A 15,173-nucleotide genomic window follows, 5' to 3' on the forward strand; every position below is an offset into this window, starting at 1 on the left:
TTGGCAGATAAGAAGCCACTAGGTCTGAAATTCTTGCCACTTCATCACACATAAAATTATTGAAGTTGTCAGAAATTTCTGCAACAAACTCCCCAAGCGTTAGTTCATTTTTGATCGTGCTTTCTGCAAAAGTCTTTTCTTGTTTGCAACGATTGTAACTGGCTAACACAAGGTTGTTCAAATAGTTGTAATAAGCATCAAAACTAATAAAATTCTTTTGCATATTGATTCTTAACTCTTGAACTCTTCTCAAAAAATCTTGCGGATCGTTGCTATCTTTTAAAGAAGAGGCGTAATTTTGAATAAACTTATCCCTTACTTCATTTGCATTTCCCATAAGAGATCTGTTGCTGTCTAAGATCTTTTGTCTTTCTGCTTCATTGAAACCGAGTTCCATTGCTGTTTCCTTTCATTGTTTTTGCTTGGTTTTTTCCGCCACTACATCCTCTAGAAGAGCCTGTTGTTGGTTTTGTCTTTTATTTTGTAAAGAACCGAGTTTAATAACATGAATATATTTTATCCTTTCTCTTGAATTAATTGCCACCTTTGGGGCTTGTGGTGATTTCTTCATGTTCTCTAGACAAAGTTTTAGTGCTTTGTTTGATAATTTCATCTACCACAGATTTGTTGGTAATTTTAACATCATACACGCCACTAAAATCAATATCGTCCATTGTGAGAATCTTAATACTATCGCCCTCGTTTTTGTAAAAACTTGGGGGGATATTCATCAGTTGCCCTAGAATTTGATTAGACATTTGAGCTGAACTTTGCATACTACCATTGATAGCTTGACCCAAAGCGTAATTAAATTCAGGTGTCCTTTCACTTCTACCTTTGCCAAGGCCTATGAGTTTATCTAGAGCTATGATAGGCGCAGTTTGCAAGAAGCTATTAACCACGCTTGCTATCACAGCAAAGCCTATGCGCTTCATAAAGTGATTATTCACGTAGCCATCTACCCCTGCTTCACCCAGCATGCCTGCTGCTTGAGCGTTTGCTAGAGGTATTATCACACCATCAGGCGTAATGGCTTTAGTAAAGACTATCATTAAGCGTGTCATAATGGGTGTGCCACCTTTCACGCTTTGATAATTCCCATACACCTTAGTGCCTTTGTCTAGTAAGATCATAGTGCCGTTCATGTTCCATACATCTTTGGCCACAACCCCACTCACTATACCTGTGAGAGTGGCATCTACTTTAGAGGTTAGAGTGATTTCAATAGGGGTGTATTGCGCTAAAACAAATGTGGGATCACTCTTGCCTATAAAGGCCTGTTTGACAGGGCTTGTTTCATCTTGTTTTTCTGCTTTCTTTTTGTCATCAATGGGATTACCATTTTCATCTACAAATTCCCCACTCTTTTCTTTTTTGTTCTTAAGAGCGATTTCACTGATATTCTTGGCAGTTTCTGCGACATCTTTGTCTATCTTATTGCTTTCTGCTTTAGCTTCTGTGGTGGATTTTTTACTTTTTTCTTTATCGTCATCTTTTTTATTACCGCCTAAAGCCTTAGCTAATTTAGCTTCTAAATTCTTATCCTTAATGGTTTTTTCTGTTTCGTATTGCTTGGTAATGTCAGGCTCTATGGAAGCATAAATAGGGTTATCGCTAGCTATTTTGTCTGCATCAACATTAGTAGCGTTAATAGTGGCAATATCGCCGCCATTTTTGAAATCCATTGGCAACAACGGATAACCTTTAGCCGCCATGTTATCAAAGGTTTTGCGGTTTCTTAGATCGCTATAAATCAGATCCACTTCATCAGCTTGTCGTTTAATTCCTAGAATTAGCGCCCTTTCACTATCGCTCAAGCCCTCTAAACATTGCTCTATGGCTTGTTGATCGGTAGGGTCATCTAAGTTATCCAAGCACTCGCTTGCTTGATGCAATCTTTCTGTTTTACTCAATTGATTTTGTTTGCTTTGTGTCCTTTTATTTTGGATTTCTTGGATCAAATCGCTATAAAGGTTTTGGCATTTCCTTTTTTCTTCATCGGTCCTAGCCGTTTTCAAACAATCCAAGACAGCCTTTTCTCTAGCTTCTTGCAGGTATTTGAGCTTCTCTTCATCGCTCAAACCATCCAAACACTTCATAATGGCCGCTCTGTCATTAGGATCGGCGTTTTTCAAGCAATCTTTGATCGCTTTATCTTTTTGTTGGAGTTCTTTCGCTAAAAATTTCCTCGCTTCAGGCGTGAGTAATTTTTCGCATTCTTGTTTCTCTTTTTCATTCCTAGCTTTTGAAACGCAGTCCAAATAAGCCTTAACRCTCTTCTTAACTTCTTGYTCTAAGAGTTTYYTCGCTTCAGGGGTGAGYAATTTCTCGCAAGCTYTYCTTTCTTCTTCATTTCTAGCTTGAGAGAGGCAGTCTTTATAAGCTTTCAGGCTCTCTTTGGCTAAAACATTTTCTTGTAAGTCTTTAGGGAGATTTTTAAGACATGCTTTTCTTTCTTCTTCATTTCCAGCTTTTTCCAAACAACTTAGCACTTGCTTCGCTAAAAATTTCCTCGCTTCAGGGGTGAGTAATTTTTCGCATTCTTGTTTCTCTTTTTCATTCCTAGCTTTTGAAACGCAGTCCAAATAAGCCTTAACACTCTTCTTAACTTCTTGTTCTAAGAGTTTCCTCGCTTCAGGGGTGAGTAATTTCTCGCAAGCTCTCCTTTCTTCTTCATTTCTAGCTTGAGAGAGGCAGTCTTTATAAGCTTTCAGGCTCTCTTTAGCTTCTTCTAAAAGTTTTTTCGCTTCAGGGGTGAGCAATTTTTCGCATTCTTGTTTCTCTTTTTCATTCCTAGCTCTTGAAACGCAGTCCAAATAAGCCTTAACGCTCTCTTTGGCTAAAACCTTTTTCTGCAAGTCTTTAGGGAGATCTTTGACACACCTTTTTTTCTCAGCTTCGGTTTTAGCGTTTTTCAAACAATCTAGCGCTTGTTGCTCTAAAAGTTTTTTCGCTTCAGGGGTGAGTAATTTCTCGCATTCTTTTTTCTCAGCTTCAGTTCTGGCTTGAGATACGCAATCCAAATAAGCCTTAACGCTTTTTTTAGCTTCTTCTAACTTTTTTTTCGCTTCAGGGGTGAGCAATTTCTCGCATTCTTTTTTCTCAGCTTCAGTTCTGGCTTGAGATACGCAATCCAAATAAGCCTTAACGCTTTCTTTGGCTTCTTCTTCTAAAAGTTTTTTCGCTTCAGGAGTGAGCAATTTCTCGCATTCTTTTTTCTCATCTTCAGTTTTGGCTTGAGATACGCAGTCTTTATAAGCCTTAAGGCTCTCTTTAGCTAAAATATCGCTTTGTAAGTCTTTAGGGAGATCTTTCAAACACTTTTTTCGTTCTTCATCGGTTTTAGCGTTTTTCAAACAATCTAGAACCTGTTGTTCTAACTTTTTTTTCGCTTCAGGGGTGAGCAATTTCTCGCATTCTTGTTTCTCTTTTTCATTCCTAGCTTTTGATACGCAATCCTTGTAAGCCTTAACGCTCATATCAGCTAGTAGTTCTTTTTGCAAGTCTTGGGGAATATTTTTCAAGCACTTTTTTCGTTCTTCATCGGTTTTAGCGTTTTTCAAACAATCTAGCGCTTGCTGTTTCAATCTTTCTATAGCTTCTTTAGACAAGCCTTTCAAGCATTCGTTTTTCTCAGCTTCTGTTTTGGCGTTTTTGATACAATCCTTATACTCTTGAAGCTCTTTTTGAAGCCCTAATTCCTTACGGAATTTCTCTCTGATCTCAGGGTCATTTATGAGTTTTAGGCACTCGTTTCGTTCTTCATCGGTTTTAGCGTTTTTCAAACAATCTAGCGCCACTTGAATTTTTTGTTGGTTTAATAAGCTTTTTTTCAGGTTTTCATCTTTGATTAAATCTAAACACTTGATCCTTTCTTCTTCAGTTTTGGCATTTTTGATGCAGTCATTATAAGCCTCTAGAGTTTTTTTCATTTGATCTTGAAGTTTTTTGTCTTTGATAAGCTTCAAACATTCTTCATAGTTGCCACCATTACCAATACACTCATAAAAGGCTCTTAATGGGTTTTTGTCCTCAATTTCTGCAATATTTAAATAGTTGTATAAGGTCCTATTGGGATCGTCATTGAAGAAAAGATTCTTATCGATCATATTGCCTTTTTCATTCCGTTCTTTCAGCAATCGGTTATACTCTTGCCTTATTTGGATTTCATCATTGACATAAAGATTCCTGTCTTTGCTAAAACGAGAACTTTTATCTTCCAAAGGCATGAAGTAGTGAAAAATGCTTCTAGAAAATAAAATAATCACGATAAGAACAGCGACTACAATGCCACCAATAATATATTTCTTTTTGCTTCCTTTGATAATCTCTTGATCGTTAGAGTTGTTAGTTATTTCTTCTGACTTGTCTTCATCAAAATGGGTTTTAGTTTCTGTGGGGTTGTCAAGATAATGATCTGAGCTTTCTTCGGATTCTTTTGAAGAATCTTCAAAATGATTGACTTCTGTCGCTTCTTCATTGGATAAATCTTGGGGTGAATGTTGTTGGGTTTTTTGAGAAGTTTCATCATCAATTAAGTCTATTTGAGTTTCTTCTTGATACCCATTATTTTCTTGATCGTATTCTTCGTTCAGTTCTTGGGTTTCTTCATCTAAATTTTTTTGCTGAGTGAAAGGTCTTTTATTATCAACTAATTTTCTGGCTTTTTTGAATAACTTGTCTGCTAGACTGCCATCGCTAGATTCTGAAGTTTCATTACCTCCAGAATCCATTTGAGTTTGGGTTTCTTCTAACTCGTATTCATCAAAATTGGTTTTAGTTTCTGTGGGGTTGTCAAGATGATGATCTGAGCTTTCTTCGGATTCTTTTGAAGAATCTTCAAAATGATTGACTTCTGTCGCTTCTTCATTGGATAAATCTTGGGGTGAATGTTGTTGGTTTTTTTGAGAAGTTTCAAGTTTATCGTTTTCTTCATTCATGTCTTAACGCCTTTTTATTTATCTCTGACAAGAGGGAGCTTTTTAATCACGCGCTCCAATTCACCATAGTTTTTGATATTGTAATTTCTTGTCAATGGATTTTTCCCATAGCCTTTATTTATTACTGTTACAAGGGCTTTGTCTTTAATGAGCTTAAACTTTTCTGCAATTTCATTAACTCTATACCATCTCAATCCTGAATTGGTCATGTTAGGATCAATGGCAGCATCAGTCATGCTCAATTTCCCATCAGGTTGAACCACAAAAATAGCAGGTTGGAGAGTGATGTTTTTGAAACCAAAATAAGTGAATGTGCCATCATCAAAAATTTCAGAGGGCATAATATGTTTAGAGCGTTTTTCAGGCGCTTGGTAGTAATTGTAGTTTCTAGGCACGGGGTTTCTTTTTAAGGCATTATGCACATATTGAGTCTCTAGCGCCTTTGCTTGATCTAAGATAATTTTTTGTTTTTCTTCTCTTATTTTTTCTTTGTTGATAATCTGTTCATTGCTCGCCATCATCACTCTATTGATGTAGGCTGTGGTGTTAAGATTTTCTTGCTTGATCAATTCTCTCTGCCTCTTTGCTTCTTCTCTCTTTTTTAGCTCCTCTTCAATAACGCTAGAGACTTCGTGTCTTTGTGGGTATTCTAATTTGACTGTTAGATACGCCGAAGCAAAATTGTCTTTTTGAGCTATTCTCAAAATGAATTGATACAAGGCTTTATTAGTCCGCACAACAAGATTAGTTCTCCAAGCGCTATCGCTAGGAGATAATTCTATGGAGTTATCCTCAGGGCTTTTTTGAGGCTTATCTGTCTTAATATTGATTTTATCCTTGGCTCTTTGTCTAACTGCCTCTTCAGCCTGTTTCTTGTTGAGTTCTTCAATTTGTTTGAGCGCATTAGCTTGAGCCTGTTCTTGCATGTCCTCTAGTCGTTCCATTTGGTCTAATTCATTTTCTCGTTGTTGCTTGATAAATTCGCTAAGATTTTTGTTATTGCTCAAATTTTGTGGGTTACTCATAGCGTTAGTGAGATTTTCTAAATTGGCTCTATTTTTCGCACGCTCTTCCTTTCTTTTTTCCCTTTTATCTTTTTGCGCTTTTTGCGCCTGTTCTTTAGCTTCTTTTTCTTTTTCTAAAGCTTTTTTTTGTTCTTCTAATTCTTTAGGGTCAGGCGCATCTACGATAAGTTTTTTTGTTTTTAAAAATTCTTGATAATCCCTTGTCATTAGGGCAAAATTCACTGCTTCTTTTTCAAACATGAGATTACTTTTTACCGATTTAGGTTGAATGAATATATGATTAGAATTAGGCACAATACTCCAACCTTTATTGAAACCTGTTGTGATGTAAGAAATAGTTTCATCTTTTTCAAGTTGGATCACAGTAACATTGTCTAATGAAGTCCAAATCGTAATAGGTTTTTCATCTCCCAAATAAGAAATCTTCTTATTCACCACTTTCACCCTACCACGATTAAAATTTTTAATGTCAGGTGCTGCTTCTATTGCGCTAGATAAAAATAAATAACCAAGACAGAAACAGCCAACAATTTTTTTAAAAAATGCCTGATCCATCAACAATTCCTCTTAAAAAATATTTGTAATTGTAATACAAGAATAAAGCGGCTTATCCTTTAAACATAGATCCATGAACTCTTCCTATCATTAAGGCATCTCTTTCTCTATCCATTCTGCTGCCATCCATAGAAACAGAGCTGAAAATAGTATTAACGATCGCATTGACACTCTCAATGATCGTCTCTATGAAACCTTTTAAAATAAATAGGGTGATCAAACTCGCAATAGTTGAATCGATACCCAGTCCCCCTTGATTGATGTTTTGTATAGCAACAGAGGGCGTTATGGTCAAATTGAATGCCAATAATGCCAAAACACCAAAGAGCAAAATAGGAATGGCTAGAACCAAGATAAACAAATTATTAATAAACCATATCAATATGTTTTTCATAGAATCTTTGAACCAATCTAGCACGATCAAACATACCGCAATAGGGAACACAATACCGCTAAAAGCCCCCGCTATCAAAGGTTTCACAACAACAGTGCTTATTCTCATAATGATAGTTACTTGCATAAAAATAGCGAATAAAGAAATGCCTGCCACTTGCAAGCCTTGTAACAAACTAGGAGCGTTGTTGCCAACATTAGAAAAAACAGCTCTTACTGCAGGTAAAATTGAATTAACAGTGTAATTCAGCACTAAATCTAAAGCCCAAAAAAGAACTTGATTCAGCCCAAAAGCGCCTGCTAAACCAAAATAAATGGAATAAGAGATTTTATAAAGATAACCAAAACCTGCATAGGCGATAAAAGAGACCATCGCCATTTTGAATAATGTCCCCCCAACAAACCGCATGTATTCAAAACCTATGTTGATCTGAATGCCATTTGAAATATCTCTTAATTTCATAAAAGAAATAAAAACAAAAATCCCAAAGACAATATAAATTAGGTAAGAAACAAAATCAAGATATGACCCTTGCCCTATGATAATATCAGGCAGATTGACTACACCATATGCAGGAAGAACAGCAGCGTCCGCTCCTTTGACAACAGATTCTAGTGCGGCAAAAGCGAGCATGGCTGTAGTGTTGTTTTGCAGTTTATTTGCAGTGAATTCTTTGCCAATCAGCCAAATTAAACCATCAGCTGTAATATTCGTAGAAGCTTGAGCGGTTATTGAGCTAATTATTTGTAAAAGAACATTACCTTTCACATTGTCCTCAACACCGCCTTTGGTAAAATTCTGAATCTTGTTGCTCAAATTGTCTAGCATGCTATCCATGGATACATCTATGTTTTTATTTATCAATGCGTTCCAACCAAAATTACAGCCACTTGATGGCGTTAGAGCAAAACCTTGTATAGCTGTAGCGACGCTTGCCCACGCCGATCCCCATAAAGGGCCTAAAGTATTCAAATATTTCACCAGATTGCTAGCAGCTAAACTTGTGGCTAATGGTGTGCTAAGCGCTTCGATCACACCCTGCCCTGAACTCTTTCCACTCCCTGATGCACCAATAGATGTATAGCCTGTCAAAATATCTGCAAAACTTTTGTTGGTTAAAACATAACTCGGTATCAGCATGCAATAAACTGTTTGGTAAATTTTGAGATTTGAAACAATGGGCAAATCAATAGCTTTCAACCAATTAGGAACAATGAGAAAAAAACTTATGATCGTTACTAAAAAAGTCCTTTTAATATTAAACATGCTCTTATTGCTTTAATGCCTTATTTTTTGATTCCACTTCTTTAATCTTTCTCAAAATTTCGCTTACCGTCTGTTCGTTTTGTAAATCTGTGATTTGAATGTCAAACACTTTGAAACCAAAAGGATTGATGATAAGATTTTCTTGAGAAGAGTTACCTCTAGCAAAATCATAATAAATAGTTACTTGTTTTTTAGTAATATATTCATAATTTTCCATTGTATCCGGTGTGATTTTGATGGTAATAAAAAATGTCAATCTCGTTAAGGGACTATTTTTGACTTTTTCTCTTTGTATGTTAGAGCTAATGATAGCTTCTGCTCGGACTTTATCTACGAATTGTCTGATATTTTCATTGAACATTCTCATTGCTTGGGTTTGGAAACTCACATCGCAATACTGCATTAGTTGATCCTTGCGATCCCTCAAAGAATTTTTGCTATAACCAAACAGCAATGAAACAAATTTTGAAGTTGCACTATCCACAACAGCTTCAGAATTGACAATTTGTCTAGCATCGGAGCGTTTGACAATTTTAAATTCTCCTGTGTATCGATCAATGCCATAAACAAATATATCCGTTTTCTTCAAAGGCATCATCATTACAATACTCGTTACAGCGGCGATATTGAGCACCATAGAGAGATAAAAAGCCCTTTTGAAAGTCCTATTGGCCTTATTGAGTTTTGCCAATCTATCAAGGGCTATCACACCCCCAACCAAATTTTCATCAATCAAGACTTCCTCGTTTTTTTTCCCTAACATGCGACAGCTTTATTGTTTAGTTATTGGTTTGTTGGTTGTAGAACTTGAGAAATTTTTTCATTAAGAACCCCTTAAATCAATCTCAATTATAGTATAGCAAAATTTCTGTAAAAATATATATTTGAAAAAACCTTTCAGTAATGAAATTTTAGAAGCGCCTAATTCTAAATAGATAAGACAATCACAACTCAGAGAGAATGGTATAATAACAAAACAATTTCTCAATTTAATTCTTGAAAGGAGTTTCATGAGCGATACAACAGAGCATCATGGATCCAATGCGCTAAACGCCCCACCACCTAGCAACTCACAGAGCAATGATCTTTTAAATTTGCTAGACTCGTTATATCCCAAAGGGAGTTTAGGGGAGCAAAGATTTCACGAAGCTCTAAAGAATCAAGAAGAGTTGAAAAATATCCTAATAGAAATAGAAAAGCTACCGCAAGAAAAAAGGTATGAACTTTTGATGCAGATAGGACAAGCTAAACAGAGAATAATGGAAGCATACGCTCATTCATTCTTAGGATATATAGGGGGACTAGAGCATCTGTTAGGATTATGTATGGGTGGGATATTTGTTTTGTTTGCAATCTATTTTGTATTTTTAAGAACTAGCAAAAACACGGATCTGGTGGAAAGTCTAAAAACAAAACTAAAACTTCAGTATTTTTATTATGCCTTTGGTGTAGGTGCGGTTTTGTTTTTTGGATTAGAAACAATTAGATCTATTTATGAACTATATATATTAGGAATTGGTAGCACTAACGACAAGGTGCTTTTTGTTTTGAAAAACATTTGTTTTATAGGTATGGGCTATTTGATTTATAAAGTTATTAAGGTTATTGGTATAAAAAATTTTATCAATGGTCTTTTCACTTCAAAGAAACAAGGGCAATAAGGAGAAACGACAATGAAACTGAGAGCAAGTGTTTTAATCGGTGTGGCAATTCTGTGCTTAACTTTAAGTGCATGCAGTAATTATGCGAAAAAAGTGGTGAAACAAAAGAATCATGTTTATACGCCTGTGTATAATGAACTGATAGAGAAGTATAGTGAGATACCCTTAAATGACAAACTCAAAGACACACCATTCATGGTGCAAGTGAAGTTGCCAAATTACAAGGACTATTTGTTGGATAATAAACAAGTTGTACTAACTTTCAAACTTGTTCATCATTCTAAAAAGATTACGCTCATAGGCGATGCCAATAAGATACTTCAATACAAGAATTACTTCCAAGCTAATGGAGCGAGATCCGACATTGATTTTTACTTGCAGCCTACTTTGAATCAAAAGGGTGTGGTGATGATAGCGAGTAACTACAATGATAATCCTAACAACAAAGAACAACCACAGACCTTTGATGTGTTGCAAGGAAGTCAGCCAATGCTAGGAGCTAATACAAAAAACTTGCATGGCTATGATGTGAGTGGAGCAAACAACAAGCAAGTGATCAATGAAGTGGCAAGAGAAAAAGCTCAGCTAGAAAAAATCAATCAGTATTACAAAACTCTCTTACAAGACAAGGAACAAGAATATACCACTAGGAAAAATAACCAACGAGAAATTTTAGAAACATTGAGTAATCGTGCAGGTTATCAAATGAGGCAGAATGTGATTAGTTCTGAGATTTTTAAGAATGGCAACTTGAACATGCAAGCCAAAGAAGAAGAAGTTAGGGAGAAGCTACAAGAAGAAAGAGAGAATGAATACTTGCGCAATCAAATCAGAAGTTTGCTCAGTGGTAAGTGATTGGAAGAAAGGGAGAGAGTAGATTTTTCTAAGGGTAGAGGGCAACGCCAATAGGCGTTAGCCTTACTTGATAGGTAAGGCGATCAAGTAGGTAATCTTTTTAAAGTGCTCGTCATTTTTTAATTCTGTCTCTGCCTGAGACAAATATTTTTCAAACTGAATTTTGTTAGTTACACCGAGATTTTTTGTTCGTTTTCCACATCAAACATTTTGCACTCCTTTTTCTTTCATGTATTTTTCAAGATCAAATTTCATCAGCAAATCCCTAACATAGTCGTTATATTGTTCAATGGTTTTTAGATTAGCATAGAAATTCACTTCTTCATCTGTCATCACAAACAATTTCAATAGTGGGAGCTTAGTGCCATACAATTCTATTTGCGAGTCCATTTCTCTAATACTCATCTTGAACATGATGGGCTTACTGAAGAAAGGCAGAAATATTCCAAGAATTGATCGATCAAATTTAGAGAATAAGAAATTAGGATTCTCTGCAATCGCATGCAACAGCTCCATAGTCTCACTCTCAAGCAATCGATAAACCTTTTTAAACTTATCAACACCAATGCTTTTGATAACAGCGCGATAATCTTTCATGTAATTTCTCAGAACCTTATCTAACGCTCCCTTGTTTGTATGCATCTGTTTGAAAAAATCATGCATGGTTTTTATTTGATCTGTGATTTTCTTTTTTTCATCAGTGTTTAAAAGTTCGTTCTCCTGCAAACTCTCAATAAGTCTTTCTTTCTTATCTTTTGAGTCAGCAATCATTGAGAAGAGTTTTCGCATGTTATTACTCATATCGCTCTTGATCCCTTCAATGGATTTTGTTTCTCTTTAGATTGTTCAAATCGTAAAGCTTTATATTAAAATTATACAATATCTGTTGTGTGAAAATTTCAGAGCGGTCATCATTCAAAGATCAAGAAACTATTTTTTAACCATAAAATATTGTTTCAACCACTCCTATATCTATTTTTCAAAACCTACAAAAAACGCTTTCACAAATAGCTCTAAAAACCGATTTAAAAAAGTTTTAATGCTATAAAAAAGCAAGATAAGTCGTAAAAATGCGTTACAACTAAAATAAAGGGTCAGGATAACTCAATTTTCAAAAAGGATTCTTAAGTTACCATTATCACGATGTTAAACAAGTTTTTAATTAAAATTCTTAAGACCAAATTCAGAGAGATTATTCAATATTTTTCAATGGGTATTGAGCTTTTCAAAATAGCAAAAATCAATCATAAATCAAACATCAATAAAATCATAATGTTCAGCTAGTGAGTTATTACCCATTTTAAGAGATTTAGCAACCTTGATGAGAGCATAATGTAATAGCGAGAAATCTTATGACAGATTAGTGGGTTATGAGTTCAAAACACACTATAGAGTGAAACTCTTAAAGAATAAATGGCATATAGAGTTTTTGATCCTTTTAAAAAGGTTGTTTAAGTAAAATTAAAGTCATAAAAAGAGTATGCGTTTTTAGCGTGTTTTTAGGTGGAAAATCATTGGTTTTTCAAGATTTTTATAGTGAAAAGACAGATTTTAGTGGGTATTGCGGTGGTTTAGTTATTGATATTGCAATTGTTTTTATCTGATGGATACAAGCGATTCTCTTTTAATTCTTTGATTCCATTGAGTGAAAATTCTTTGTCTTGTTGTTCTAAAGTCTCTTTTGAAGCGAGTAGAAAATTAAGGGCGACAAAAAGCCTGTTGATCAAATAAATCTCTCCGTGAAAGATGAAAAAATTCCATCTTTAGATGGTTAATGCACCACTAAAGTTTTACTTGGGGGACACTCATTTTATTAGCGGTTCTGTCTGATTTGCTACTGCTAAAAACATTGCCAATCAAAGCAGATCCCATGTTTTTCATACTACCAAATCCATTCTTCAGCACTTCCGTCATAAAATCCTTGATATTATCCATGGGTAAATTGAATTTCTTCTCTAATATTTCATTAAGTCCCATCATTAGCATTAGAAAGAACAAAAAATTTAATATCATAGAAAACAAATCGCTAGATAAACCTGAAAAAAGATTTGTTCCGCCACCCAACAAAGAAGCTAAAATTTTTCCCATAATCAGTCCTTTTATTTTTGAATTCCTATTATTTTTGGTTGCACAAGTTCTTGCTTGCTCGGAGTTCTAATGCGTGTTTTAGCAGAGAGCATTCCACAGCAATATACCTAAAACCACTAAGAAAATCCTTTGATCCTAAAATTATCCATGAAATCAAGTGCTAAATAACCACCAACCACAAACAAATCAAACATTTTTTGCCACCAAACATTCATATTCTTTTTGTTTCTATTGCTTATTATAGCAAATTTTTCTTAATATTAAACGGAATTTAAAACCTTTATTGGATTTCATAGAAGCATCTTAACACTTTTTAATTTAAATTGATCTATTGTTAGGAGTTGTGGGGAAACTCCAATGTTTAGCAGAATACACTAAAAATTAAATGGATTAGATAGAACGATACTAAAAATAGCCTAATGGGCTAGGCACTTACATGTAGTGCCTTAAAGGACGGAGTTTTTCGCTAGTGGGATAAAGTTATCATTAGAGCTTGAGACACTTACAAGAACCAATTTTGCCATTGAGTCATAAGTATGATTAGCTTCATTGTGAAATTTGCGTGGCTTAAGAGATAGTATTTGCTTATTACGCTGAGAGAAACGAGCAACAAAAGATAAGTAGTGTAATAAAAAAAGCTAGGTTTTATTATAAGAGCGAATAAGAATAATATTGGATAAACTAAAATCACTCCTGCCCCATAAGAAAAAAGCGCTATTAAAAAACCTATAACGATAGAGCTGATATTGAACAGCCTATAATAAAGGCTGTACTTATTTAAATGTTTGTTAAAAGAATGTTTGAATTGTAAGAAGTTTTGTTTTAATTGGTTAATTGGTTGTTTCATTTTGGTTTTTAAAGAAATAGTTCAAGGCGGTGAACCTATAAAGGAGCATAAAATAATAAATATTTTACAAAACCACCCTAATCTAACTCCAAATTTCAAAGAATACCCCACTTGTTGATACTAACATGTGGTGTAGCACAAACCCACGATTTGTTTGTGCCAAACAAAAAACAGAAAACATCTGTTAAAGAAAAAACACAGATCCATTGTATAGAAATAATCTTAAGAGAAACTTAAAAAATACCAACAAACCGCATACAAGCAAGAAAAACATAACACTATAAGATCTAGATTTTACTTACCTTTTGGATATGGAAAAATTTTGATCCATAGTTTTGTAAAAATTGTGGTAAAATGAGCTAGTATTTTTTGAAATTTTAAGGTTACAAAAACTATAAGATGCTTGCAAAAATCGTTTTTAGCTCATTGGTTGCATTTGGAGTTTTGTTGGCTAATGTGGAGCAGTTTGGTTCATTTTTCAACGAGATAAAAAAAGAACAAGAAGAAGTGGCTGCAAAAGAAGACGCTCTTAAGGCTCGCAAGAAGCTCTTAAACAATACGCATGATTTCTTAGAAGACTTGGTTTTTAGAAAACAAAAAATCAAAGAGCTTATGGATCATAGAGCTAAAGTTCTTTCAGACTTAGAAAACAAATACAAAAAAGAAAAAGAAGCTCTAGAGAAAGAGACAAGAGGTAAGATCCTTACTGCTAAGTCAAAGGCTTATGGGGATTTGGAGCAAGCCTTAAAAGATAACCCTCTCTATAAGAAACTCCTCCCTAACCCTTATGCCTATGTTTTAAACCAAGAAACATTCACCAAAGAAGATAAGGAGCGTCTGAGTTATTACTACCCCCAAGTGAAAACGAGCAGTATTTTTAAAAAAACCACCGCTACCACTAAAGATAAGGCTCAGGCTTTGCTTCAAATGGGTGTGTTTTCTTTAGATGAAGAACAAAACAAAAAAGCGAGCCGATTAGCTTTATCTTACAAGCAAGCGATTGAAGAATATTCCAATAACGTTTCTAATTTATTGAGCCGAAAAGAATTGGATAATATAGATTATTACTTACAGCTTGAAAGAAACAAGTTTGACTCCAAAGCAAAAGATATTGCTCAAAAAGCCACTAACACGCTTATTTTTAACTCGGAACGCTTGGCGTTTAGCATGGCGATTGATAAGATCAATGAGAAATACTTAAGGGGCTATGAGGCTTTTTCTAACTTGTTGAAAAATGTCAAAGATGATGTGGAATTGAATACTCTGACTAAAAACTTTACCAATCAAAAATTGAGTTTCGCTCAAAAACAAAAATTGTGTTTGTTGGTTTTAGACAGCTTCAATTTTGATACCCAATCCAAAAAATCTATATTAAAAAAGACTAATGAATACAATATTTTCGTAGATAGCGATCCTATGATGCATGACAAAACCACTATGCAAAAAGAACACTACAAGATATTTAATTTCTTCAAAACAGTGGTTTCTGCATACCGAAACAATGTTGCCAAGAATAATCCCTTTGAATAGGAAAGGAGACAC

At 34.8% G+C, this 15,173-nt stretch carries 12 protein-coding genes and 1 pseudogene; 3 read left to right on the forward strand and 10 right to left on the reverse strand.

What is annotated here, in order from left to right; genetic code table 11:
• The 5 genes from cagZ to cagV form a co-directional block, all read right to left on the reverse strand.
• Window positions 1–397: cag pathogenicity island translocation protein CagZ (gene cagZ, locus DV63_RS10915; protein ID WP_020981590.1), on the reverse strand; the 397-nt coding region annotated here is incomplete at its 3' end.
• 136 nt (window positions 398–533) lie between these two features.
• Window positions 534–4,940, reverse strand: coding sequence for a CagY family CD-EC repeat-containing protein (locus DV63_RS10920; protein ID WP_020982377.1), 4,407 nt, complete (start codon window positions 4,938–4,940; stop codon window positions 534–536).
• Between the two features lie 14 nt (window positions 4,941–4,954).
• Window positions 4,955–6,520 (reverse strand): type IV secretion system apparatus protein CagX, encoded by a 1,566-nt coding sequence (gene cagX, locus DV63_RS10925; protein WP_000371653.1) that lies wholly within the window; start codon window positions 6,518–6,520, stop codon window positions 4,955–4,957.
• 52 nt (window positions 6,521–6,572) lie between these two features.
• Window positions 6,573–8,180 carry a cag pathogenicity island VirB6 family T4SS protein CagW gene (gene cagW, locus DV63_RS10930; RefSeq protein ID WP_000481936.1) on the reverse strand — a complete coding sequence of 536 codons (1,608 nt, stop codon included), beginning with the start codon at window positions 8,178–8,180 and terminating at the stop codon, window positions 6,573–6,575.
• A gap of 4 nt (window positions 8,181–8,184) precedes the next feature.
• Window positions 8,185–8,943, reverse strand: a complete 759-nt coding sequence (gene cagV / locus DV63_RS10935) for a cag pathogenicity island type IV secretion system protein CagV (protein WP_000900791.1) — start codon at window positions 8,941–8,943, stop codon at window positions 8,185–8,187.
• 247 nt (window positions 8,944–9,190) lie between these two features.
• Here cagV and cagU point away from each other — a divergent pair, with 247 nt between their 5' ends.
• Together cagU and cagT are read left to right on the forward strand one after the other, a co-directional pair.
• The gene (cagU, locus tag DV63_RS10940; RefSeq protein WP_001285816.1) at window positions 9,191–9,841 is read left to right on the forward strand and encodes a cag pathogenicity island translocation protein CagU; all 651 of its coding nucleotides are present in this window, start codon (window positions 9,191–9,193) and stop codon (window positions 9,839–9,841) included.
• Between the two features lie 12 nt (window positions 9,842–9,853).
• Window positions 9,854–10,696, forward strand: coding sequence for a type IV secretion system apparatus protein CagT (gene cagT, locus DV63_RS10945; RefSeq protein WP_000776485.1), 843 nt, complete (start codon window positions 9,854–9,856; stop codon window positions 10,694–10,696).
• A gap of 201 nt (window positions 10,697–10,897) precedes the next feature.
• Here the strand turns inward: cagT and cagS are convergent, their stop codons facing one another.
• The 5 genes and pseudogenes from cagS to cagP all read right to left on the reverse strand — a co-directional run bounded on the left by cagS (window position 10,898) and on the right by cagP (window position 13,631).
• The gene (gene cagS, locus DV63_RS10950) at window positions 10,898–11,497 is read right to left on the reverse strand and encodes a cag pathogenicity island protein CagS (RefSeq protein ID WP_000069601.1); all 600 of its coding nucleotides are present in this window, start codon (window positions 11,495–11,497) and stop codon (window positions 10,898–10,900) included.
• Window positions 11,498–12,267: 770 nt separating this feature from the next.
• On the reverse strand, window positions 12,268–12,423 hold the full coding sequence (locus DV63_RS18330; RefSeq protein WP_000610509.1) for a hypothetical protein: 156 nt from the start codon (window positions 12,421–12,423) through the stop codon (window positions 12,268–12,270).
• Window positions 12,424–12,478: 55 nt separating this feature from the next.
• Window positions 12,479–12,784, reverse strand: a complete 306-nt coding sequence (locus tag DV63_RS10955) for a hypothetical protein (RefSeq protein ID WP_000516356.1) — start codon at window positions 12,782–12,784, stop codon at window positions 12,479–12,481.
• A gap of 28 nt (window positions 12,785–12,812) precedes the next feature.
• Window positions 12,813–12,999 (reverse strand): annotated as a pseudogene (locus DV63_RS18450) (hypothetical protein).
• A 287-nt stretch (window positions 13,000–13,286) separates the two neighbouring features.
• Window positions 13,287–13,631 (reverse strand): cag pathogenicity island protein CagP, encoded by a 345-nt coding sequence (cagP, locus tag DV63_RS10960; protein WP_033636548.1) that lies wholly within the window; start codon window positions 13,629–13,631, stop codon window positions 13,287–13,289.
• 399 nt (window positions 13,632–14,030) lie between these two features.
• Between cagP and cagM the strand changes: the two genes are divergently transcribed.
• A complete protein-coding gene (gene cagM / locus DV63_RS10965; RefSeq protein ID WP_000879881.1) occupies window positions 14,031–15,161 on the forward strand; it encodes a type IV secretion system apparatus protein CagM in 1,131 nt (376 codons plus the stop codon).
• Window positions 15,162–15,173 lie beyond the last annotated feature (12 nt).

Origin of the sequence: Helicobacter pylori FD535 (genome assembly GCF_000296015.2) — a bacterium.
Lineage (GTDB): Bacteria > Campylobacterota > Campylobacteria > Campylobacterales > Helicobacteraceae > Helicobacter > Helicobacter pylori_CT.

Coding starts and splice junctions, on each gene's coding strand:
- cagV (WP_000900791.1), bottom strand. CDS start 8,943: ATGTTAGGGAAAAAAAACGAGGAAGTCTTGATTGATGAAAATTTGGTT.
- cagS (WP_000069601.1), bottom strand. CDS start 11,497: ATGAGTAATAACATGCGAAAACTCTTCTCAATGATTGCTGACTCAAAA.
- cagW (WP_000481936.1), bottom strand. CDS start 8,180: ATGTTTAATATTAAAAGGACTTTTTTAGTAACGATCATAAGTTTTTTT.
- cagX (WP_000371653.1), bottom strand. CDS start 6,520: ATGGATCAGGCATTTTTTAAAAAAATTGTTGGCTGTTTCTGTCTTGGT.
- cagM (WP_000879881.1), top strand. CDS start 14,031: ATGCTTGCAAAAATCGTTTTTAGCTCATTGGTTGCATTTGGAGTTTTG.
- cagT (WP_000776485.1), top strand. CDS start 9,854: ATGAAACTGAGAGCAAGTGTTTTAATCGGTGTGGCAATTCTGTGCTTA.
- cagP (WP_033636548.1), bottom strand. CDS start 13,631: ATGAAACAACCAATTAACCAATTAAAACAAAACTTCTTACAATTCAAA.
- cagU (WP_001285816.1), top strand. CDS start 9,191: ATGAGCGATACAACAGAGCATCATGGATCCAATGCGCTAAACGCCCCA.
- DV63_RS10955 (WP_000516356.1), bottom strand. CDS start 12,784: ATGGGAAAAATTTTAGCTTCTTTGTTGGGTGGCGGAACAAATCTTTTT.